This is a genomic window from Pseudomonas sp. NCHU5216 (genome assembly GCF_052156495.1).
Classification (GTDB): domain Bacteria; phylum Pseudomonadota; class Gammaproteobacteria; order Pseudomonadales; family Pseudomonadaceae; genus Aquipseudomonas.
Genome location: NZ_JBQLIX010000030.1, coordinates 41,593 through 62,228, shown reverse-complemented (window position 1 = coordinate 62,228; position 20,636 = coordinate 41,593). Strand labels below are relative to the sequence as shown.

The window sequence follows — 20,636 nt, the reverse complement described above, 5'->3', positions numbered from 1 at the left end:
GCAAGACAAAAACAGCCGAAAAAGCGCAGTTTACGAGTTGTAAATGAGCATTTTGACTGGGCTCGCACGCGAGGTTGTTTTTAACGCAGCAATGGCAACGCAGGTAGTTTTTCAACAGCCTGTTAGCGCGACGCACGAAACTGCGCCAACCCCCGTGCCGCCTGTCGACGAATGGCATTCTGCACGGGCGGCAGCCAGCCCAGCAGCACCCCCTTGGCCCCCAACGCCTGGCGCGTCCAGCGCCACAGATCGAAGTGATCGCGGTGCTCGACGATCAGGCCATCACGAAAGACGAAGTGCGCCTGGATATGGTTGACCACCTGACGCCCCGTGGCACTGAAGCGGTAGCTCGCCACCCAGCGGGCACTGCCGGTCTGCTCATCGGCGCGCACCGAATCGAAGGTCATCGAGAAACCTTCGGCACGACTGCACAGCATGCGCCACATATCCCCCGCCTCGGCGCCATGCAGATCAGCGAATACCGGGTCGGAAAAACGCACGTCCTCAGCGTAGCAAGCGGCCATGGCCTCGGCGTCGCGGTTCTGGAAAGCCGTGTAGAAACGGGTGATCAGGTCGGCATTGGGGTGGCTCATGCATGGCTCCTGGTGGTGGCTGGGCGAATGACTGCAGGCGCTGATTATCGATGTCGACCAGTCTGCCCCGGAGTGCAGAAGCTGGCGACTGGCGATAAAGACAACTTTGTGTCAATAATCGCCAAACCGTTTCACAGGTGACGCCATGCTACGCATCGCCCTTTATGTCTGCCCGCAAACCGTCTGCTCCAGCCTGAGCATGGCGCAGGACAGCTTCGGCCTGGCCAACCACCTGGCCGGCGCGCCGCGCTTTCAGCTTCAGCGCTTCAGCCTCGATGGCCAGCCGGTACGCCTGGACTTCGCCCAGATCATGGTCGATGGCGGCCTGGAACTGGCCGAGCAGGCCGACCTGCTGATCCTGCCAGCCACCGGCAGTGCGGTGACGCGCACGCTGGAGGCCAATGCCGCGTTGCTGCCCTGGCTGGCGCAGCGGCGCCAGCAGCAGGTCGCCAGCCTGTGTAGCAGCGCCTTCCTGCTCGCCGCCGCCGGCCTGCTCGAAGGGCGCCGCGCCACCACCCACTGGGCCCTGGCCGATGCCTTCGCCCGACGTTTTCCCGGCGTGCACCTACACAGCGAACACCTGCTCACCGAGGATGGCCCGATATTCTGCTCCGGGGGCGCCCAGGCCGGGCTCGACCTGTGCCTGCATCTGGTGGCCCGGCATGCCGGCGATGAGCTGGCGCAGCAGGTGGCCGCCGCCCTGGTGGTGGAACGCCAGCGCGGCCTGCAGACACGCTTCGCCCCGCTGCTGCCGGCGCTCGGTGACAGCGTGCTGGCGCCCTTGCTGCAGTGGCTGGAGGAACATCATGGCGAGGCCCTCGACCTCGAGCGCCTGGCGCAACAGGCCCATTGTTCGCCCCGAACCCTGCTGCGCCGCTTCAAGACAGCCACCGGCCTGACGCCCAACGACTACCTGCAGCGCCTGCGTATCAGCCGAGCCCAGCAGGCCCTGGCCGACTCGCGGCAGACACTGGAACGCATCGCCAGCACAGTGGGTTTCGCCGACCGGGCCACCTTCGCCAAGCGTTTCAAGCAATTCTGCGGGGAGACACCAGGCGCCTTTCGCAAGCGAATGCAGCGTAGCGGTTGAGAATGGTTTATTGCGGATTGGAGGGGAAGTTGGTCGTGATACCGGACTGGCAATACGGTGTGAGTTGTTCTGGTGTCTGTTCCGTATTGCCGCGCTTTTGCTGATGTTTTTGGTTTCGCCCTCCTGGACGGGCTCTGCACGCGCCTGAACCTTAGGTAACCCCCTGCCCCAACGGCGTACTGCTTCGCGAGTACGCCCTACGCGCCGCTTCGCGAACGGATCGCCGCCCGCTCCTACGCCACTCCTTGGCAGCCGTAGGGCGGACTCAGGAGCGCCAGCGAACAGTCCGCCGGGCCATGTCCAGTTCGGCACCACAACCTACGCCCAATACTCCCACCAACGGCATACTGCGTCCCGGTCGCGCGAATGCCCCCTTCAGGAGGCTGACCGGAACGGTGCAGGAGTGAGAACGCAAGACGACAAGATCAAACAGACTTGCCAATCCAGTCTCAATCAAACAGTTCCCAACACAATGAAAAAAGGAGCCCGCAGGCTCCCCTTTTCACGACAGACAGAATCAATGAATGATCTGGCTGAGGAACAGCTTGGTGCGCTCGTTCTGCGGGTTGGTGAAGAAAGTATCGGGATCAGCCTGCTCGACGATCTCGCCCTTGTCCATGAAGATCACCCGGTTGGCCACGGTACGGGCGAAGCCCATCTCGTGGGTCACGCAGAGCATGGTCATGCCGTCTTCGGCCAGGCCGATCATGGTGTCGAGCACCTCTTTCACCATCTCCGGGTCAAGCGCCGAGGTCGGCTCATCGAACAGCATGATCTTCGGTTTCATGCACAGCGCACGGGCAATCGCCACGCGCTGCTGCTGACCACCGGAAAGCTGGCCTGGATACTTGTGCGCCTGCTCCGGAATGCGCACACGCTCGAGAAAATGCATGGCGATTTCCTCGGCCTGACGTTTGGGCATCTTGCGCACCCACATCGGCGCGAGGATGCAGTTCTGCAACACGGTCAGGTGCGGGAAGAGGTTGAAGTGCTGGAACACCATGCCCACTTCGCGACGCACGGTCTCGATATTCTTCAGGTCGCGGGTCAGCTCGGTGCCATCGACCACGATGCGCCCCTCCTGGTGCTCCTCCAGGCGGTTGATGCAGCGAATGGTGGTGGATTTGCCCGAACCCGACGGCCCACAGAGGACGATGCGCTCGCCCTGGGTGACGTTCAGGTTGATGTCCTTGAGCACGTGAAACTGCCCGTACCACTTGTTCACGCCAGTGAGCTGGATGATGCCTTCAGCCGCGCCGGGGGCTTTGCTTGCTTCTTTCATGTTGGGTCCTCAACGCTTGTGGCCGGTATCCAGCTTGCGCTCCAGGTGCATGGAGTAGCGGGACATGCCGAAACAGAAAATCCAGAAGATCAGGGCCGCGAAGGCGTACCCCTCGGTCGCCATGCCCAGCCATGCCGGGTCGGCAGCGGCCTGTTTGACGCTGTTGAGCAGGTCGAACAGACCAATGATGATCACCAGGCTGGTGTCCTTGAACAGGGCGATGAAGGTGTTGACGATGCCCGGAATCACCAGCTTGAGCGCCTGCGGCAGGATTACCAGGCCCATCATCCGCCAGTAGCCCAGGCCCATGGCGGCAGCGGCCTCGTACTGGCCTTTGGGAATGGCCTGCAGGCCACCGCGCACCACCTCAGCGATATAGGCCGACTGGAACAGGATCACCCCGATCAGCGCGCGCATCAGCTTGTCGAAGCTCATGCCTTCGGGCAGGAACAACGGCAGCATCACCGAGGACATGAACAGCACGGTGATCAAGGGCACGCCACGCCAGAACTCGATGAAGGTCACGCAGACCACCTTCACCGCCGGCATGTTGGAGCGCCGCCCCAGCGCCAGCAGGATGCCCAACGGCAGTGCGCCAGCGATGCCGACGGCGGCGATCACCAGGGTCAGCATCAGGCCACCCCAGCGGCTGGTGGGCACGTTCTGCAGCCCGAAGAAACCACCGTGCAGCAGCCAGTAGGCCACCAGCGGGTAGATCAGCAGGAAGGCGATGCCGTAGTGCGCCTTGCGCGGAAAGCGGCTGAAGAACAGCGGCGCGGCACCGATGATGGCCAGGAAGGCGGTCAGGTCGACCCGCCAGCGCAGCTCGCTGGGGTAGAAGCCGTACATGAACTGGCTGAAGCGCGACTGGATGAACACCCAGCAAGCGCCTTCCTTGGTGCAATCGGCGCGGGTCGTACCGACCCAGTTGGCATCGATGAACGCCCATTGCAGAACGGGCGGTATGGTCAGCCAGATCAGGTACAGGGCGAAGAAGGTCAGCAGGGTGTTCAGCCAGTTGGAGAACAGATTTGCCCGCATCCACGCCACAGGGCCGACACTGGTGCTCGGCGGCGGCAGATCCGGTTTGAACGTATGCGTAGTGCTCATGCGCAGGCCCTCACCGCTCGATCAGCGCAATGCGCTTGTTGTACCAGTTCATCAGCAGGGAAATGCTGATACTGATGGCCAGATAGACGCTCATGGTGATGGCGATTACCTCGATGGCCTGGCCGGTCTGGTTGAGCACCGTACCGGCGAACAGCGACACCATGTCCGGGTAACCGATACCGGCCGCCAGCGACGAGTTCTTCGTCAGGTTCAGGTACTGGCTGGTCAGCGGCGGAATGATCACGCGCATGGACTGCGGGATGATCACCTTGCGCAGCGTGACGCTGGTGCTCAGCCCCAGCGAGCGCGCCGCCTCGGTCTGGCCATGGCTGACGGCCTTGATCCCGGAGCGCACGTTCTCGGCGATGAAGGCCGCGGTGTAGACCGTCAGGGCGATGGTCAGCGCCAGCAGCTCGGGAATCAGCACCCAGCCACCGACGTAGTTGAAGCCCTTGAGCTCCGGCAGCGCCCAGTGCACCGGGCTGCCGAACACCAGGGCAACCAGGGTGGGAATACCCAGGATCATGGCCAGGCCAACCCAGAACTTGTGGAAAGGCACGCCGGTGGCCTCGAAGCGCCGATTGGCCCAGCGCACCATCAGCACGATGGCCACCAGGGTCAACGCCAGGCCGATCACAAACGGCCAGAAGCCTTCGGCGGCGACGGCCGCGGGCATGTTCAGGCCACGGTTGCTGAGAAAGAAGGCGTCATTGACGCTGATGCTGTTGCGCGGCCCCGGCAATGGCAGGAGCACGGCGAAGTACCAGAAGAGGATCTGCAGCAGCGGCGGAATGTTGCGGAAGATCTCGATGTAGACGGTAGCCAGCTTGCTCAGCATCCAGTTCGGCGAAAGCCGCGCGATACCGATGAGAAAGCCCAGCACGGTGGCCAGGACGATGCCGATGAAGGACACCAGCAAGGTATTGAGCAGGCCGATGACGAACACCCGCGCGTAGCTGTCCGCCTCGGTGTAGCTGATCAGGTGCTGAGCGATGCCGAAGCCGGCACTGCGCTCGAGAAAGTCGAAACCGGAGGTGATGCCACGGTTCTGCAGGTTGGTCTGGGTGTTGTGGAACAGGAACCAGCCAAGCGCGACCACGGCCACGACGGTGATGATCTGGAATAGCCAGGCACGCACACGTGGATCGCTAAGGGAGAACCCTTGCGGTGCGCCAATGTTTTTCTGCATGGGAATGCCCCAGGTATATCGGAACGAAAATCGCCCGGCAGAGGCTGCCGGGCGACAAGTCGGTCAATCAGCGCACGGGCGGTGCGTAATGCAGACCACCTTTGTTCCACAGAGCGTTGAGGCCACGCTCGATCTTCAGCTCGCTGCCGGCACCGATGTTGCGGTCGAAGACCTCACCGTAGTTACCGACCTGCTTGACCACCTTGACCAGCCAGTCGTTGGGCAGCTTGAGATCCTTGCCGTATTCACCGTCGGCACCCAGCATACGGGCGATGTCCGGGTTCTTGGTTTCCTTGGCCATGGCCTCGACGTTCTTCGAGGTCACACCCAGCTCCTCGGCATTGAGCATGCCGAACAGGGTCCACTTCACGATGGTGAACCAGTCTTCATCGCCACGGCGAACCACCGGGCCCAGGGGCTCCTTGGAGATCACTTCCGGCAGCACCACCCACTCGTCCGGCGCGGCCAGCTTGATGCGCTGGGCATAGAGCTGCGACTGGTCGGAGGTCAGCACGTCGCAACGACCGGCTTCCAGCGACTTGGCGCTCTCGTCGGAGGTGTCGAAGGTGATGGGGGTGTACTTCAGGCCGTTGGCGCGGAAGTAGTCGGAAACGTTCAGCTCCGTGGTGGTACCGGCCTGGATGCAGATGGTGGCACCATCGAGCTCCTTGGCACTGGCGACGCCCAGCTTCTTGTTCACCAGAAAGCCAATGCCGTCGTAGTAGGTCACGCCGGTGAACATCAGGCCCATGCCGCCGTCGCGGGAGCTGGTCCAGGTGGTGTTGCGCGAGAGCATGTCGACTTCGCCGGACTGGATGGCCGTGAAGCGCTCCTTGGCGGTCAGCGGGCTGTACTTGACCTTGCTCGCATCACCGAACACGGCAGCCGCTACGGCGCGGCAGACATCCACATCGATACCCTGATAGTTACCCTTGGCATCCGGCACCGAGAACCCCGGCAAACCGTCGCTGACACCACATTGCACGAAGCCTTTCTTCTTGACTGCGTCCAGCGTGGCGCCTGCATGGGCAAAACCGCTGACACCGAGTACGACTGCGGTGGTCACGGCAGCCAGGGTGGATTTCACCATCTTCATCAAAACCTCCAGTGCTCTTGTTGTGTTGGCGTCTCCATCCTGCCTCCGAACCCTTTTGGGGCATGCGATTCGCTGCAGCCAGCGAGATCGACCAGAAGCGCGAACGTCGGGCGAATCCGGTCGGCAATCCCTCTATTGGCCGACCCACTCCGCCCTGCCCATTGGTTGAACGGGCCAAAGACGCATTCTTATACCGCTGAGGCGAATGCCCTTCGCGGCTTACCAGGCATCCCACACTGCGGATACCTGCCTGTTGCGCGACACTAATGGCACAGTGTTACCGTTACCGCACCCTGTGCTCAGTCCGAATCAGCTTTAGCAAGCCTCGTACCAGCACTGGACATTGGCCCGGACAAATCAGGGTCAAGAGCAAAATTTGCAGCCGTGCGACAACTTGTTCACAGATTAGACGTCCTTTGCAAAAGGCGACGCCCCAATTTCGAGCGTGCGCACCACACTGGAGCTACCAATGACCCCACCCATGATTCTGCAGCCACCGCAAACCCCAGATGCCAGTGTCATCTGGCTGCATGGCCTGGGCGCCGACCGCTACGATTTCCTGCCGGTGGCGGAAATGCTGCAGGAGCGCCTGCCCAGCACCCGCTTCATCCTGCCGCAGGCCCCCACCCGCCCGGTTACCATCAATGGCGGCTGGAGCATGCCGAGCTGGTACGACATCCTCGCCATGAGCCCGGCCCGGGCCATCGACCAGGCGCAGATGGAGGAGTCCGCCGACCAGGTGATCGCCCTGATCGAAGCCGAGATCGATAGCGGTATCGCCGCCGAACGCATCGTGCTGGCGGGTTTCTCCCAAGGCGGCGCAGTGGTGCTGCACAGCGCCTTCCTGCGCTACGACGGCCCGCTTGGCGGCGTCCTGGCACTCTCCACCTACGCCCCGACCTTCAGCAGCGACATGCGCCTGACAGCGCCCCAGCAAGGCCTGCCGGTGCTGTGCCTGCACGGCCGCTTCGATGACGTGGTGACACCCGACATGGGCCGCGCCGCCTTCGAGCGCCTGCAGGCCTGCCAGGTGCCGGTGGAGTGGCGCGACTACCCGATGAGCCACGAGGTGGTGCCGGAAGAGATTGGCGACATCGCCCAGTGGCTGATGCAGCTTCTCGCTGCCTGAGATGCGCCGCAGAAGGCAACCGGCCGCACGCCCTACAGCATGAAAAATTGCAATGACGCGCACTGATTAACAGTCTTGAAATAATCTTCAACCGCTGGTCGGGCGGGGTTTCGCCCAGCATTGTCAGGGCTGCGCCCCCGGCATACTGTCGAGCCATCAAGAAACCAGAAGAACAGGGAGCGTTCGCCCGGCTCTACAGCCGTGCACTCCCGCCAGCCCCAAGAAGCCTCGATGAAACTGGCACACTGGCAGGTCGACCTGCAGCAGATCAAACATCTGCAACTCTTCAACAAGGTTGCATTGGACAGCCTCGATCTGTTGCTGCAGGAATTCTGTGCCTACGATCTGGATGCCGGTGAAGTGCTGCTATCGCCCTTCAACCGCAATCAGCACCTGTACCTGGTGGTCAAGGGGCGCCTGCGCGTCTACCTCGGTTCGCTGGACAACCAGGCCGTGAGCAGCCTGGAAGTAGGCGACTGCGCCGGCGAAATCAGCTTCATCGACAACGACCACCCCAGCGCCTATGTGGTGGCGGAACAGCCCACCACGGTGCTGCGCCTGCACCGCGAGTCGCTGATCACCCTGTTCCAGCAGTCACCACAGATGATGCAGAACCTGCTGGAGCTGCTGTGCAAGCGGGTACGCCAGGGCAACCGGCTGATTCTCGACAGCGAACAGAACGCCAACGTCGACACCCTCACCGGCTGCTTCAACCGGCGTTGGCTGGAGCATGTATTCGAGCGCGAAAGCACCCGCTGCGCCTTCAATGAAGCGCCCCTGGCGCTGATGATGCTCGACGTCGATCACTTCAAGGCCTACAACGACCAGCACGGCCACCTGGCCGGCGACTACGCCTTGTGCCTGGTGGCGCAGACCCTGCGCAAGCAACTGCGCCCCAAGGACAGCATGGTGCGCTTCGGTGGCGAAGAGTTCGTCATTCTCCTGCCGGAACTCACCGCCGAGGAGGCCCGCAGCATCGGCGAACGCCTGCGCGTGAGCCTGGCACAGGTCGACGATTTCTATTCCCCCCTTGGCGTGCTGCCGGGAGTGACGATCTCCATTGGCCTGGCGCTGATGAACCCGAAAGACAGCTTGCAGAGCCTGATCGCCCGTGCAGACGACGCCTTGTATCAGGCCAAGCAGCAGGGGCGTAACTGCCTGGTCGGCTGACCTGCTCCGGCTCACGGCCGCCCAACCGCCCCTTGACAGACGCGCGCGAAGCACTTCGCCACGCCCGCGTCTTGCATTACACTGGCGGGCGTTCACTCCTTAACCAGTCGATGAGAAGCCCGTGCTCAAAGCACTCAAGAAAATGTTCGGCAAAGCCGAAGACGAGCAGCCACAACCGGCGCCGTCCCCCACCGCAGCACCCGCCCCGCTCCCCAATGCCGGCGACGACGCGCCCCGCAAGAACAAGCCTGCACGCAACACCAGCGAAGCCGCCGGCGACAAACCGCGCCCGGCCAAGGCGGACAAGCCGCGCCGCGAACGCCCGGCCAAGCCGGTGGACACCTGGAAGCTGGAAGACTTCGTGGTCGAGCCCGCCGAAGGCAAGACCCGCTTCCATGACTTCAAGCTCGCCCCCGAGCTGATGCACGCCATTCACGACCTCGGCTTCCCCTACTGCACGCCGATCCAGGCTGGCGTACTGGGCTACACCCTCAAGGGCCAGGATGCCATCGGCCGCGCCCAGACCGGCACCGGCAAGACCGCCGCCTTCCTCATCTCCATCATCACCCAGCTGCTGCAGACCCCGCCGCCGAAAGAGCGCTACATGGGCGAGCCGCGTGCACTGATCATCGCGCCGACCCGCGAACTGGTGGTGCAGATCGCCAAGGACGCCGCCGAGCTGACCAAATACACCAAGCTCAACGTCATGAGCTTTGTCGGCGGCATGGACTTCGACAAGCAGCTCAAGCAACTGGAATCGCGCTTCTGCGACATCCTCGTGGCCACGCCGGGGCGCCTGCTGGACTTCAACCAGCGTGGTGAAGTGCACCTGGACATGGTCGAGGTGATGGTGCTCGACGAAGCCGACCGCATGCTCGACATGGGCTTCATCCCCCAGGTGCGCCAGATCATCCGCCAGACGCCGATGAAGGGTGACCGCCAGACCCTGCTGTTCTCCGCCACCTTCACCGACGACGTGATGAACCTGGCCAAGCAATGGACGGTCAACCCGGCCATCGTCGAGATCGAGCCGGAGAACGTGGCCAGCGACACCGTCGAGCAGCACGTCTACGCCGTGGCCTCCAGCGACAAATACAAGCTGCTGTACAACCTGATCACGCAGAACGCCTGGGATCGGGTGATGGTCTTCGCCAACCGCAAGGACGAGGTGCGGCGCATCGAGGAACGCCTGACCCGCGACGGCGTCAGCGCCGCGCAGATGTCCGGCGACGTGCCGCAGCACAAGCGCATCAAGGTGCTCGAAGGCTTCCGCGCCGGGCACATCCGCGTGCTGGTGGCCACCGACGTGGCCGGCCGCGGCATCCACGTCGACGGCATCAGCCACGTGATCAACTTCACCCTGCCGGAAGACCCGGACGACTACGTGCACCGCATCGGCCGTACCGGCCGCGCCGGCACCAGCGGCACCTCGATCAGCTTCGCCGGCGAGGACGACGCCTTCGCCCTGCCGCCGATCGAAGCGCTGATCGGCCGCAAGATCCAGTGCGAAATGCCGCCGGACGAACTGCTCAAGCCGGTGCCCAAACGCCACTGAGGCAATGAAGGCATGAAGATGAAGGCGAAGCCGCGAGGCTTCGCCTTTTTCATTGGCCGAAGGCAAATGCTCGGGTTGGTTTCGCGCGCCGTGAAGCCTCGGCGCCAGCCCCTTTTGCGGATAAGTCCTACCGCCCTGTGCATCCAACCACCCAGAGCACGGGGCATAACCGTAGGAGCGAGTTCATTCGCGATCCGCACCTGCCATCAGGTTTGCCCCCCCGGCTCGACAGGCTGCTCGTCAGCCCTCTCCTTTTCCTCGCCCTTGGCTTCTGCATCCTGCTCGGCCGTGCCCAGTACACGCTTGCTCGACTCCTGCAAGCTATCGACCTGGCGGTTGACCTCATCGACCACCTCGCCAACCGACTCCTGAATCAGCGCCTGGGCTTCCTTCTTCGCCTCTTCGGCCAGCTTCTGTGCGGACTGTTCGGCGGCGTCGCAACCGACCAGGGTGATCAGCGCCATGCCCAGCGCGGCAAACGCCAGGCGGTTTTTCCCATGTGCGTGCATCATGCTTCTCCGCTTTCGATGATGGAAAAGGTCGTTCAGGATCCGATCTGGCTGGGCTGCTGACCGCGGGTCTTGTACAGCGACAGCAGCACGCCGCCGACCAGCAGGCCCAGGGTCACGCTCAGCGATACCACGGCCGGGATCTTGCCGATGATGCCGACCAGGAAGATCTTCGCGCCGATGAACACCAGCACCAGGGCCAACGCATACTTGAGGTAGGCAAAGCGGTGGATCAACGCGGCCAGGGCGAAGTACAGAGCGCGCAGGCCGAGGATGGCGAAGATGTTCGAGGTGTAGACGATGAACGGATCCTGGGTGATGGCGAAGATCGCCGGCACGCTGTCGATGGCGAACATCAGGTCGGCGCACTCGATCAGGATCAGCGCCAGGAACAGCGGCGTCACCCACAGCACGCTGCGCCCCTGGCCGTCGTTCTGGCGGACGAAGAAACGCTCGCCATGCAGCTCATCGGTGACGCGCAAGTGCTTGCGCAGGAACTTCACCAGCATGTTGTTCTGCAGATCCGGCGCATCGTCCAGCTTGGAGAACAGCATCTTCACGCCGGTGAAGAACAGGAAGGCGCCGAATACGTAGAGGATCCAGGCGAATTCGTGGATCAACGCCGCGCCCAGGCCGATCATGATCGCCCGCAGCACCAGCACGCCCATGATCCCCCAGAACAGCACCTTGTGCTGGTACTGCCGCGGGATGGCGAGGAAGCTGAAAATCATGGCCATGAGAAACACGTTGTCCATCGACAGCGATTTCTCGATCAGAAAGCCGGTAACGTAATCCATGCTGGCGTCGCCGCCTTTCTGGAAGAACACCCAGACACCGAACAACAGACCCGCACTGATGTAGCCGGCCGACAGCAACAGACTCTCGCGCACGCCGATTTCGCGATTGTCGCGATGCAGCACGCCAAGGTCGAAGGCCAGCAGGGAGATGACGACAGCGATGAAGACCAGCCACAACCAGGTGGCCGTGCCGAGAAAGTCGGCGAAGAGGAACGGTTCTAGGGCAGTCATGGAGCCCCTCCTACAGTCAGATTGAACAGACTGTGATTCCGACATCGCGGTGTTAACCGCCAGAGGGGCCCGGCATCACGGGCGCAACGATAGGCAGGCTAGCGGCGCCGTTCAACAGGGCGAGTTTTGCAAGTTATTTCCGCCACCGCGAATCAGGCTCAGGCAAGAAAAACGCCGCGACTCCCTGTTCGGGAGCGCGGCGCTGTGGCTTGCCGATCGGTTGCTTAGAAGCTCGTGCGGTAATGCACGGTATAGGCCTCGACACCATCGTTGGGCTGCTTGAGGCCGGCGTTGGAGTAGTGGATGGCGCGCAGGCCGATTTCCTGCCCGGCGAAGCGCAGGCCGAAGCCCAGGCGATCCTCGAACTGGAAGGACGAGCCCAGATCGTTGCTCTCCAGCTCGGTGCTGGAGAAAGCTGCCACGCCGATACCGGCTTCGACGTAGGGGCGCACGTTCTGCCCGGCGAACTCGTAGACGAACACCGGCGCGAAGGACAGGCTGTGGTTGCTCGACGTTTCGTCGCCATCCCAGTAGGTGTAACCCAGATCCCAGTAGCCGGTCAGGCGGCCATAGCTGCTCTCCAGCCAGCTATGGTTCCAGTCCCACTGCGCCCCCAAGCGGTAGACCATGGTGGAGTCGCCGCTCTGGCCGATGGCTGCGGTCACGTCCGCCGCCTGCGCAGCCCCCATGGTTCCGAACGCAAGGGCCGTAGCTGCAGCAAAGGCATACAACGTCTTCATGAGTAATTCCTTTTTCTGTGAGAGGGTTTCATCAAGCTCTTGGAAAGATATAGAAGCATCCGATATCAAAGAAAACCTTATCGGAAAAAAATTCACTATATTGCAAGCACTTCTGCCTGTTCATGCAGCAAAACCGGCAAAACTCGGCCAAGTTGCGCGGCGTCACCACTGCTCCAGTAGCGCGTCGGCAGCGCCGGGCCGGTCGCCAGCAGCTCGCGCTGCTCCAGTACGGTTCGCAAATGCCGTGCCACGGCAGCACCGGTATCGATTAGGGTTATCGACGGCGGCACCAGTTCCTGCAACAACGGGCGCAGGAAGGGGTAATGGGTACAGCCCAGAATCAGCGTGTCGCAGCCCTCGGCCAGCAGCGGCGCCACGTAGCCTTGCAGCAATTCGCGCGTGGCCGGCGCCTGCAGCGCTCCTGCCTCGATACATTCCACCAGCCCCGGACAAGGCTGGGTGAGCACCCGCACATCGCTGGCGAAGCGGTCGAGCAAGGCAGCGAACCTGGCGCTCTTCAGCGTGCCGGTGGTGGCCAGCACCCCGACCACGCCGCTGCGTGTGGCTGCCGCCGCCGGTTTCACCGCCGGCTCCATGCCGACGATGGGCACCTGCGGATAACGCTCGCGCAACTCGGCGGCAGCAGCGGCGGTGGCCGTGTTGCAGGCCAGCACCAGCGCCTTGGCGCCCTGCGCCAGCAAGTGCTCGGTGATCACCACGCAGCGTTCGAGGATGTATTGCGGGCTCTTCTCGCCGTAAGGCACGTGGCCGCTGTCGGCGACGTAGAGCAGCGACTCCTGCGGCAGGGCCTGGCGAATCTCGCGCAGCACCGAGAGCCCGCCGACCCCCGAGTCGAATACGCCAACCGGCGCCTCATCGGCCATTGCCGCACACCTCGCAGGCCGGGTCGCGCTTGACCCGCAGCTCACGGAAGCGACTGCCCAGCGCGTCGATCAGCAACAAGCGCCCCACCAGCGGCTCACCGAAACCGGCCAGCAACTTGAGCGCTTCCAGTGCCTGCAGGCTGCCCACCAGCCCCACCAGCGGGCCGACCACGCCGGCCTCGCTGCAGGTCAGCTCGGCCTCGCTGCCGTGGCCGTAGAGACAGTGGTAGCAAGGGCTGGCATCGTTGCGCGGGTCGAACACCGAAAGCTGCCCCTCCAGGCGAATGGCCGCGCCGGACACCAACGGCTTGCCTGCCTTGAAACAAGCAGCGTTGACCGCCTCGCGGGTGGTGAAATTGTCCGAGCAGTCCAGCACCAGGTCGACGCCACTGACAGCGGCAGCCAGCGAATCGGCATCCAGCGCCTGACGCTGCGGCACCAGCGTTATGTGCGGGTTGAGTGCCGCCAGCCGCGCCATGGCCGAATCCACCTTGGCCTGGCCGATGCTGGCGCTGTCGTGGGCGATCTGCCGCTGCAGGTTGGTCAGATCCACCGTATCGAAGTCGGCCAGGTGCAGCTCGCCGACGCCAGCAGCCGCCAGGTACAGCGCCACGGGCGAGCCCAGCCCCCCCAGGCCGACGATCAGCACACGGGCCTGTTTCAGGCGCAGTTGCCCCTCGATATCGATCTGCTTCAGCAGGATCTGTCGGCTGTAGCGCAGCAGTTCGTCATCGTTCAACATCGTTTCACTCATGGTCGAAACGCCCCAGACTGATACGTTCATGGCCACCCAGGTCACGTCGGCTGTGCACCTCGGCGAAACCTGCGACAGCCAGTAATTCGCGCACTGCCTCGGCCTGGTCGAAGCCGTGTTCCAGAAGCAGCCAGCCGCCTGGCAGCAAGTGCGCTGGCGCAGCCTGGATGATCGCGCGGATATCGTCCAGCCCATCATCACCGGCCACCAGCGCGCTGCTTGGCTCGAAACGCACGTCACCCTGTGCGAGGTGTTGGTCGTCGGCGCGAATATAGGGCGGGTTGCTCAGGATCAGGCCGTAGCGCTGCCCGCTCAGGGCCGAGAACCAGTGGCTGTGCAGGAAGCGGACGTTGCCCAGTTGCAGGCGCTGGCGATTGCGCTCGGCCAGGGCCACGGCGTCCGCCACCCGATCCACGCCGGTCACCTGCCAGGCCGGGCGTTCGCTGGCCAGGGCCAGGGCGATGGCGCCCGTGCCGGCGCCCAGATCGAGCACGCTCAGCGGCGTGGCGGGCAGCAGAGCGAGGGCGGTTTCCACCAGCAGCTCGGTGTCCGGGCGCGGAATCAGGGTGTGCGGCGCCACTTCCAGCTCCAGGCTCCAGAAGCCTTGCTGGCCGAGGATATAGGCCACCGGCTCGCCCTGGCGGCGGCGCTGCAGATGCGCTTGGAACAGCGCCAGTTGATCCGCCTCCAGCTCGCGCTCCGGCCAGGTGCGCAGGTAGCTGCGCGGCTTGCCCAGGGCGGCGGCCAGCAGCAGCTCGGCGTCCAGGCGTGGCGTGGGCGAGTCGGGCAGGTCGGCGCTGTTGAGCAGCGATTCGATGGTGGACATGGGTTAAGGCCTCGAGCGGCAAGCTTCAAGCGACAAGTTGGCCCTCATTCGGTTGCGGCTTGTAGCTTATGGTTCTTTCATGGGGTGAGTCGGGGCACCGGTGCGCACAGCGCACCCTACAGGCTGCCGCCCCCTCTCCCTAACCCTCTCCCCGAGGGGAGAGGGAACTGTTCGACGCGGCCTGAACGTTCGTTGCCGACTCTTCCCGGATTGCATCCGGGCTACGGTTCTGCACGTTCAACTTGCGGCTTGTAGCTTGCCGCTGCCCCTAATCTCCCAACGCCGCCAACTGGTCGGCCTGGTATTCGGCCAAAAGCGGTTCGATCACCGCTTCTACGCTGCCGGCGATCACTTCGTTCAGCGAATACAGGGTCAGGTTGATGCGGTGGTCGGTCACCCGGCCCTGGGGGAAGTTGTAGGTGCGGATGCGCTCGGAGCGGTCGCCGGAACCCACCAGCAGCTTGCGCGTCTCGGAGATTTCCTTGTGCGCTGCCGCTTCCTGCTGATCCTGCAGCTTGGCCGCCAGCCAGGCCATGGCCTTGGCGCGGTTCTTGTGCTGCGAGCGCTCTTCCTGGCATTCCACCACGGTGCCGGTGGGAATGTGGGTAATGCGGATGGCCGAGTCGGTGGTGTTGACGTGCTGACCGCCAGCCCCGGAGCTGCGGTAGGTGTCCACCCGCAAGTCGGCCGGGTTGATCTCGATGGCCGCCTGTTCGTCCGGCTCCGGCAATACCGCCACGGTGCAGGCAGAGGTGTGGATGCGGCCCTGGGATTCGGTCTCCGGCACGCGCTGCACGCGATGGGCGCCGGACTCGAACTTGAGCTTGGCGTAAACGTTGTCGCCCTCGACGCGGGCGATCACTTCCTTGAAGCCGCCATGCTCGCCCTCGTTGGCCGACAGTACTTCGACCCGCCAGCCCTGCTTCTCGGCATAACGCGAATACATGCGGAACAGGTCGCCGGAGAAGATTGCCGCCTCATCGCCGCCCGTGCCGGCGCGGATTTCCAGGTAGACGTTGCGCCCGTCGTTAGGATCCTTGGGCAGCAGCATGCGTTGCAGCTTGTCTTCCAGCACGACCAGGGCATCGCGGGCCTCGGCCACTTCCTGCTCGGCCATCTCGCGCATGTCGGCATCGCTGTCCTTGAGCAGCGCCTGCGCGCCTTCGAGGTCACTCTGCACCTTGCGCAGCTCACGGAAGGTGGCGATCACCGGCTCGATTTCGGCGTATTCCTTGGAATAGGCGCGGAACTGGCTCTGCTTGGCGATCACCTCGGCGTCGCCGAGCAGCGCCGTGAGTTCCTCGAAGCGGTCGCTGAGGTTGTCCAGCTTGTTCAACAGTGAAGCTTTCATTGCAGACCTTTGTCCTGCGGCGCGCCCTCGTCGAGGGCGAACAATTCCTGAGCCAGGCTGAGCGCATCGACGCGCCCCTCGGCGGTGAGTTTCTTCATGCGCACACTGGGTGCGTGCAGCAGCTTGTTGGTCAGGCCACGAGCCAGTTGCGCCAGCACGTCTTCGGGGTTGGCGCCATTGACCAGCATGCGCTGGGCCTTGGCCAGCTCCTCGTCGCGCAGGCGCTCGGCTTGCTGACGGTAGGCCTTGAGCACGTCCACCGCGGCCAGCTCGCGCAGGCGCTGCATGAAATCGTCGGTGCCGGCGGCCACCAGCTCCTCGGCGGCCTGCGCCGCGCCCTGGCGGCTCTTGAGGTTTTCCTCGATGACCTCGTGCAGGTCGTCGACGGTATAGAGATAGACGTCGTCCAGCTCACCCACCTGCGGTTCGATATCGCGCGGCACGGCGATGTCGACCATGAAGATCGGCTTGTGCTTGCGCTTTTTCAACGCACTTTCCACGGCGCCCTTGCCAAGAATCGGCAACTGGCTGGCGGTGGAGCTGATGACGATGTCGCTGTGCGCCAGCTCGTCGGGAATGTCCGCAAGCAACACGGCATGGGCGCCGAACTGCTCGGCCAACTGGCTGGCACGCTCCAGCGTGCGGTTGGCGACGACGATGCGCTTGATGCCCTGATCATGCAGGTGACGCGCCACCAGACTGATGGTCTCGCCAGCGCCGATCAGCAGCGCCTGGCTGCGGTGCAGGTCAGCGAAGATCTGCTTGGCCAGGCTCACTGCGGCGAAGGCCACCGATACCGGGTTCTCGCCGATGGCGGTGTCGGTGCGCACGGTCTTGGCAGTGCTGAAGGTGGCCTGGAACAGGCGCCCCAGCAGCGGGCCGATGGTGCCAGCCTCACGCGCCACGGCGTAGGCGGACTTGAGCTGGCCGAGAATCTGCGGCTCGCCCAGCACCATCGAATCCAACCCGCAGGCCACGCGCATCATGTGCCGCACCGCGTCGTTGTCGCTGTGCACGTAGGCGCAGGCGCGCAACTCGTCCAGGCTCAGGCGATGGTAGTCGGCCAACCACCTGAGCACTTCATCGGCCTGGAAATGCTCCTGCTCCAGATACAGCTCGCTGCGGTTGCAGGTAGAGAGGATCGCCGCCTCGCGGCTGGACGTCAGCTGGCACAACTGGCGCAGCGCCTCGACCAGTTGCTCCGGGGTGAAGGCCACGCGCTCGCGCACCTCTACCGAGGCGGTCTTGTGGTTGATACCGAGGGCGATGAAGGCCATGCAGAGTCGCTGAGGGGCAATACGGAAGCCGGCAATTGTCCTACTTCGCCTCGGCGAGAACAACTCCCACAACCTATTGTCCCAATAGACGGCCCGCCACATCATGGATCGATCACGCGCCCCATGGGCTTGCTCCGAGGCTTGTGTCATGATGCCGCGACAGTCGCCAGGGGCGGGCCGCATCGACGAAGCAGCGCCCGCGCCCGCCATCAAGCACGACAAGGCACTATGAAAAGACCCCTCGCGTTACTTACCGCATTCGCCCTACTCAGCGGCTGCCAGGCCTTCGCGCCGCAGGAGCCGGACGGCACCCCGCCGGTGCAGGAAGCCGATCAGGCCGCCAAGCCGAAGCCTGAGCAGTACGGCTCGTTCAGCGAACAGACGCTCTACTCACTGCTCACCGCCGAGCTGGCCGGGCAGCGCAACCGTTTCGACATTGCGCTGGGCAACTACGTGCAGCAAGCCGAAACCACGCGTGACCCTGGCGTGGCCGAACGCGCCTTCCGTATCGCCGAATACCTCGGCGCCGACGAAGCCGCGCTGGAAACCGCACTGATCTGGGCCGCTGCCGCCCCTGACGACATCGACGCGCAGCGCGCCGCAGCCATACAACTGGCGCGCGCAGGCCGCTACGACGAATCCATGACCTTCATGGAGCAGGTGCTGCAACGCCAGGGCAACACCCACTTCGACTTCCTTGCCCTCTCCGCTGCGGAAACCGACCCGGAAACCCGCGCCGGCCTGCTGCAGGGCTTCGACCGCCTGCTGGCCAAGTACCCGGACAACAGCCAACTGCTGTTCGGCAAGGCCATTCTGCTGCAAGAAGACGGCCGCTCCGAAGAGGCCCTGCACCTGCTCGAAGAGCAGCCCGCCAGCTCCCGCGAAGTCTCCCCGCTGCTACTGCGCGCACGCCTGCTGCAAAGCCTTGGCCGTGGCGAGGAAGCGCTGCCGCTACTGGAAAAGGGCATCCGCCAGCACCCCGAGGACAAGCGTCTGCGCCTGACCTACGCGCGCCTGCTGGTAGAACACGACCGCCTGGACGACGCCAAGGGCGAATTCGCCAAGCTGGTGCAGGAAAACCCCAACGACGACGACCTGCGCTTCTCCCTGGCGCTGGTCTGCCTGGAGGCCGAGGCCTGGGAAGAGGCCATCGTCTATCTCGACGAGCTGGTCGAGCGCAACAGCCACGTCGATGCCGCCCACTACAACCTGGGCCGCGCCTACGAAGAACTCAAGGACAACGACAGCGCCCTGCTCGAATATGCCCAGGTCGGCCCCGGCAACGAATTCCTCCCGGCGCAGCAACGCCAGGCCGAGATTCTGGTGAGCGCCGGGCGCTACGACGAGGCTTCCCAGCGCCTGGCCAAGGCCCGCGAGGCGCAGCCCGACTACGCCATCCAGCTCTACCTGCTGGAGGCCGAGACACTGAGCAACGCCGGCCAGGTCGATGCAGCCTGGACGGTGATCAACCAGGGCCTGGAGCAGTTCCCCGACGAGCTCAACCTGCTCTACACCCGCGCCATGCTGGCGGAAAAGCGCGATGACCTGGCCCAACTGGAAACCGACCTGCGCTTCATCCTCGAGCGCGAGCCGGAACACACCATGGCCCTCAACGCCCTGGGCTACACCCTGGCCGACCGCACCACGCGCTACGCCGAAGCCCGTGCGCTGATCGAAAAGGCCCACCAGCTCAACCCGGACGACCCGGCCATCCTCGACAGCCTCGGCTGGGTCAACTACCGCCTGGGTAACCTGGCCGAAGCCGAGCGCCTGCTGCGCCAGGCCTTGAAGAAATTCCCCGACCACGAAGTCGCCGCCCACCTGGGCGAAGTGCTCTGGGCCCAAGGCAAGCAGGACGAAGCCCGCCGCGTCTGGCGCGAAGCCCTCAAGAACGCCCCCGACAGCCCAATCCTGCGCAGCACCCTGCAGCGCCTGACAGGTTCCGAGACTCCCTGATGTTGCGCCACCTACTGACCTTCAGCCTCATCGCCCTGCTCGCCGGCTGCGCCGGCCTGACCTCCCATGAAACCGTGGAGGGCCAGGGCAATCGCGAGCAATGGCAAGCCCACAAGCAGCAGATCACCCAGCTCGACGGCTGGCAGATCAGCGGCAAGATCGGCATTCGCGCCCCGCGCGACTCCGGCAGCGCCACGCTGTTCTGGCTGCAGCGCCAGGACTACTACGACATCCGCCTGTCCGGCCCGCTCGGTGGCGGCGCGGCGCGCCTGACCGGCCGCCCGGGTGACATCGTGTTGGAAGTGGCCAACCGTGGCCGCTACCAGGCCGAGTCGCCGGAAGCCCTGCTACGTGAGCAGTTGCGCCTGGATCTGCCGGTATCCAACCTGCTCTGGTGGATACGCGGCCTGCCGGCCCCCGGCAGCAAGAGCCACATCACCCTCGACGGCGCCAGCCACCTGGCCCGCCTGGAGCAAGACGGCTGGCAGGTCGACTACCTCAGCTACACCGAACAGAACGGCTACGCCCTGCCCGACCGCCTGAAACTCCACGGCCAGGATCTGGATATCACCCTGGTAATCAAAGACTGGCAACCGCGTCAGTTGGGGCAGTAGCAGAGCCTTGGCGGCAGGCCAAAACCTCCGCCACACCGAACCACCCCCTCCCCCGCAGCAAGCTAAGCCTCGTAGGGTGCGCTGCGCGCACCATTGCCGTAGCCCGGATGAAATCCGGGAAGCCCGCGCTCCCCAATCCCCGGATTGCATCCGGGCTACAAACGCCCTCTCCCCCAGCCCCTCTCCCGCGAGCGGGAGAGGGGAGTCAAAGCCAACCAGCGCACCCAAAGCCCCGTAGGGTGCGCTGCGCGCACCATTACCGTAGCCCGGATGAAATCCGGGAACCCCGCGCCTCCAATCCCCGGATTGCATCCGGGCTACAAACGCCCTCTCCCCTCGGGGAGAGGGGGCCAAACCCGCACGCAACCCCCAAATCCCTCCCACAAAACGCCCAAAGGTGCTAAAAGCCGTAGCCCGGATGAAATCCGGGAGCCATCGCCACCAAGCCCCGGATTCCATCCGGGCTACACCTGCCGCTGCCGA

General features: G+C 64.0%; 19 protein-coding genes. 6 read left to right on the top strand and 13 right to left on the bottom strand.

The annotated features are described in order from the left end of the window. Window positions 1-122: 122 nt before the first annotated feature. Window positions 123-593, bottom strand: a complete 471-nt coding sequence (locus ACSVIK_RS18970) for a nuclear transport factor 2 family protein (protein WP_442445777.1) — start codon at window positions 591-593, stop codon at window positions 123-125. 145 nt (window positions 594-738) lie between these two features. On the opposite strand from ACSVIK_RS18970, the gene ACSVIK_RS18965 reads away from it, so the two are divergent. Beyond that, complete coding sequence (locus tag ACSVIK_RS18965; RefSeq protein WP_442445776.1) at window positions 739-1,683, top strand: GlxA family transcriptional regulator; 945 nt, start codon at window positions 739-741, stop codon at window positions 1,681-1,683. Window positions 1,684-2,200: 517 nt separating this feature from the next. On the opposite strand, the gene ACSVIK_RS18960 is transcribed toward ACSVIK_RS18965, so the two are convergent. The 4 genes from ACSVIK_RS18960 to ACSVIK_RS18945 all read right to left on the bottom strand — a co-directional run bounded on the left by ACSVIK_RS18960 (window position 2,201) and on the right by ACSVIK_RS18945 (window position 6,360). Beyond that, window positions 2,201-2,965, bottom strand: coding sequence for an amino acid ABC transporter ATP-binding protein (locus ACSVIK_RS18960; RefSeq protein ID WP_442445775.1), 765 nt, complete (start codon window positions 2,963-2,965; stop codon window positions 2,201-2,203). 9 nt (window positions 2,966-2,974) lie between these two features. After that, window positions 2,975-4,075: an amino acid ABC transporter permease gene (locus tag ACSVIK_RS18955; protein ID WP_442445774.1), complete on the bottom strand. Its 1,101-nt coding sequence runs from the start codon at window positions 4,073-4,075 to the stop codon at window positions 2,975-2,977. Between the two features lie 10 nt (window positions 4,076-4,085). Then, on the bottom strand, window positions 4,086-5,264 hold the full coding sequence (locus tag ACSVIK_RS18950; RefSeq protein ID WP_442445773.1) for an amino acid ABC transporter permease: 1,179 nt from the start codon (window positions 5,262-5,264) through the stop codon (window positions 4,086-4,088). A gap of 67 nt (window positions 5,265-5,331) precedes the next feature. Then, the gene (locus tag ACSVIK_RS18945) at window positions 5,332-6,360 is read right to left on the bottom strand and encodes an amino acid ABC transporter substrate-binding protein (RefSeq protein WP_442445772.1); all 1,029 of its coding nucleotides are present in this window, start codon (window positions 6,358-6,360) and stop codon (window positions 5,332-5,334) included. Window positions 6,361-6,829: 469 nt separating this feature from the next. Between ACSVIK_RS18945 and ACSVIK_RS18940 the strand changes: the two genes are divergently transcribed. The 3 genes from ACSVIK_RS18940 to rhlB all read left to right on the top strand — a co-directional run bounded on the left by ACSVIK_RS18940 (window position 6,830) and on the right by rhlB (window position 10,214). After that, entirely contained in the window at window positions 6,830-7,489 is a 660-nt protein-coding gene (locus ACSVIK_RS18940; RefSeq protein ID WP_442445771.1) for an alpha/beta hydrolase, read from the top strand. A 231-nt stretch (window positions 7,490-7,720) separates the two neighbouring features. After that, window positions 7,721-8,659: a GGDEF domain-containing protein gene (locus ACSVIK_RS18935; protein ID WP_442445770.1), complete on the top strand. Its 939-nt coding sequence runs from the start codon at window positions 7,721-7,723 to the stop codon at window positions 8,657-8,659. A gap of 121 nt (window positions 8,660-8,780) precedes the next feature. Next, window positions 8,781-10,214, top strand: a complete 1,434-nt coding sequence (gene rhlB, locus ACSVIK_RS18930) for an ATP-dependent RNA helicase RhlB (protein WP_442445769.1) — start codon at window positions 8,781-8,783, stop codon at window positions 10,212-10,214. 206 nt (window positions 10,215-10,420) lie between these two features. Here the strand turns inward: rhlB and ACSVIK_RS18925 are convergent, their stop codons facing one another. The 8 genes from ACSVIK_RS18925 to hemA form a co-directional block, all read right to left on the bottom strand. Further along, window positions 10,421-10,726: a hypothetical protein gene (locus ACSVIK_RS18925; RefSeq protein ID WP_442445768.1), complete on the bottom strand. Its 306-nt coding sequence runs from the start codon at window positions 10,724-10,726 to the stop codon at window positions 10,421-10,423. A 32-nt stretch (window positions 10,727-10,758) separates the two neighbouring features. Continuing rightward, window positions 10,759-11,751 carry a TerC family protein gene (locus ACSVIK_RS18920; RefSeq protein WP_442445767.1) on the bottom strand — a complete coding sequence of 331 codons (993 nt, stop codon included), beginning with the start codon at window positions 11,749-11,751 and terminating at the stop codon, window positions 10,759-10,761. A 224-nt stretch (window positions 11,752-11,975) separates the two neighbouring features. Continuing rightward, window positions 11,976-12,491, bottom strand: a complete 516-nt coding sequence (locus ACSVIK_RS18915; protein WP_442445766.1) for an acyloxyacyl hydrolase — start codon at window positions 12,489-12,491, stop codon at window positions 11,976-11,978. A 95-nt stretch (window positions 12,492-12,586) separates the two neighbouring features. Further along, on the bottom strand, window positions 12,587-13,375 hold the full coding sequence (murI, locus tag ACSVIK_RS18910) for a glutamate racemase (RefSeq protein ID WP_442445765.1): 789 nt from the start codon (window positions 13,373-13,375) through the stop codon (window positions 12,587-12,589). After that, a complete protein-coding gene (locus tag ACSVIK_RS18905) occupies window positions 13,365-14,117 on the bottom strand; it encodes a molybdopterin-synthase adenylyltransferase MoeB (RefSeq protein WP_442445764.1) in 753 nt (250 codons plus the stop codon). Before ACSVIK_RS18905 ends, murI begins: the two co-directional genes overlap by 11 nt. 4 nt (window positions 14,118-14,121) lie before the next feature. Continuing rightward, the gene (prmC, locus tag ACSVIK_RS18900) at window positions 14,122-14,955 is read right to left on the bottom strand and encodes a peptide chain release factor N(5)-glutamine methyltransferase (protein WP_442445763.1); all 834 of its coding nucleotides are present in this window, start codon (window positions 14,953-14,955) and stop codon (window positions 14,122-14,124) included. A 268-nt stretch (window positions 14,956-15,223) separates the two neighbouring features. After that, window positions 15,224-16,306, bottom strand: coding sequence for a peptide chain release factor 1 (gene prfA / locus ACSVIK_RS18895; RefSeq protein ID WP_442445762.1), 1,083 nt, complete (start codon window positions 16,304-16,306; stop codon window positions 15,224-15,226). After that, window positions 16,303-17,583, bottom strand: coding sequence for a glutamyl-tRNA reductase (hemA, locus tag ACSVIK_RS18890; protein WP_442445761.1), 1,281 nt, complete (start codon window positions 17,581-17,583; stop codon window positions 16,303-16,305). Before hemA ends, prfA begins: the two co-directional genes overlap by 4 nt. A gap of 228 nt (window positions 17,584-17,811) precedes the next feature. Here hemA and ACSVIK_RS18885 point away from each other — a divergent pair, with 228 nt between their 5' ends. Together ACSVIK_RS18885 and lolB are read left to right on the top strand one after the other, a co-directional pair. Next, window positions 17,812-19,539, top strand: coding sequence for a tetratricopeptide repeat protein (locus ACSVIK_RS18885; RefSeq protein ID WP_442445760.1), 1,728 nt, complete (start codon window positions 17,812-17,814; stop codon window positions 19,537-19,539). Then, window positions 19,536-20,153: a lipoprotein insertase outer membrane protein LolB gene (lolB, locus tag ACSVIK_RS18880; RefSeq protein WP_442445789.1), complete on the top strand. Its 618-nt coding sequence runs from the start codon at window positions 19,536-19,538 to the stop codon at window positions 20,151-20,153. The genes ACSVIK_RS18885 and lolB overlap by 4 nt, the downstream gene beginning before the upstream one ends. Window positions 20,154-20,636 lie beyond the last annotated feature (483 nt).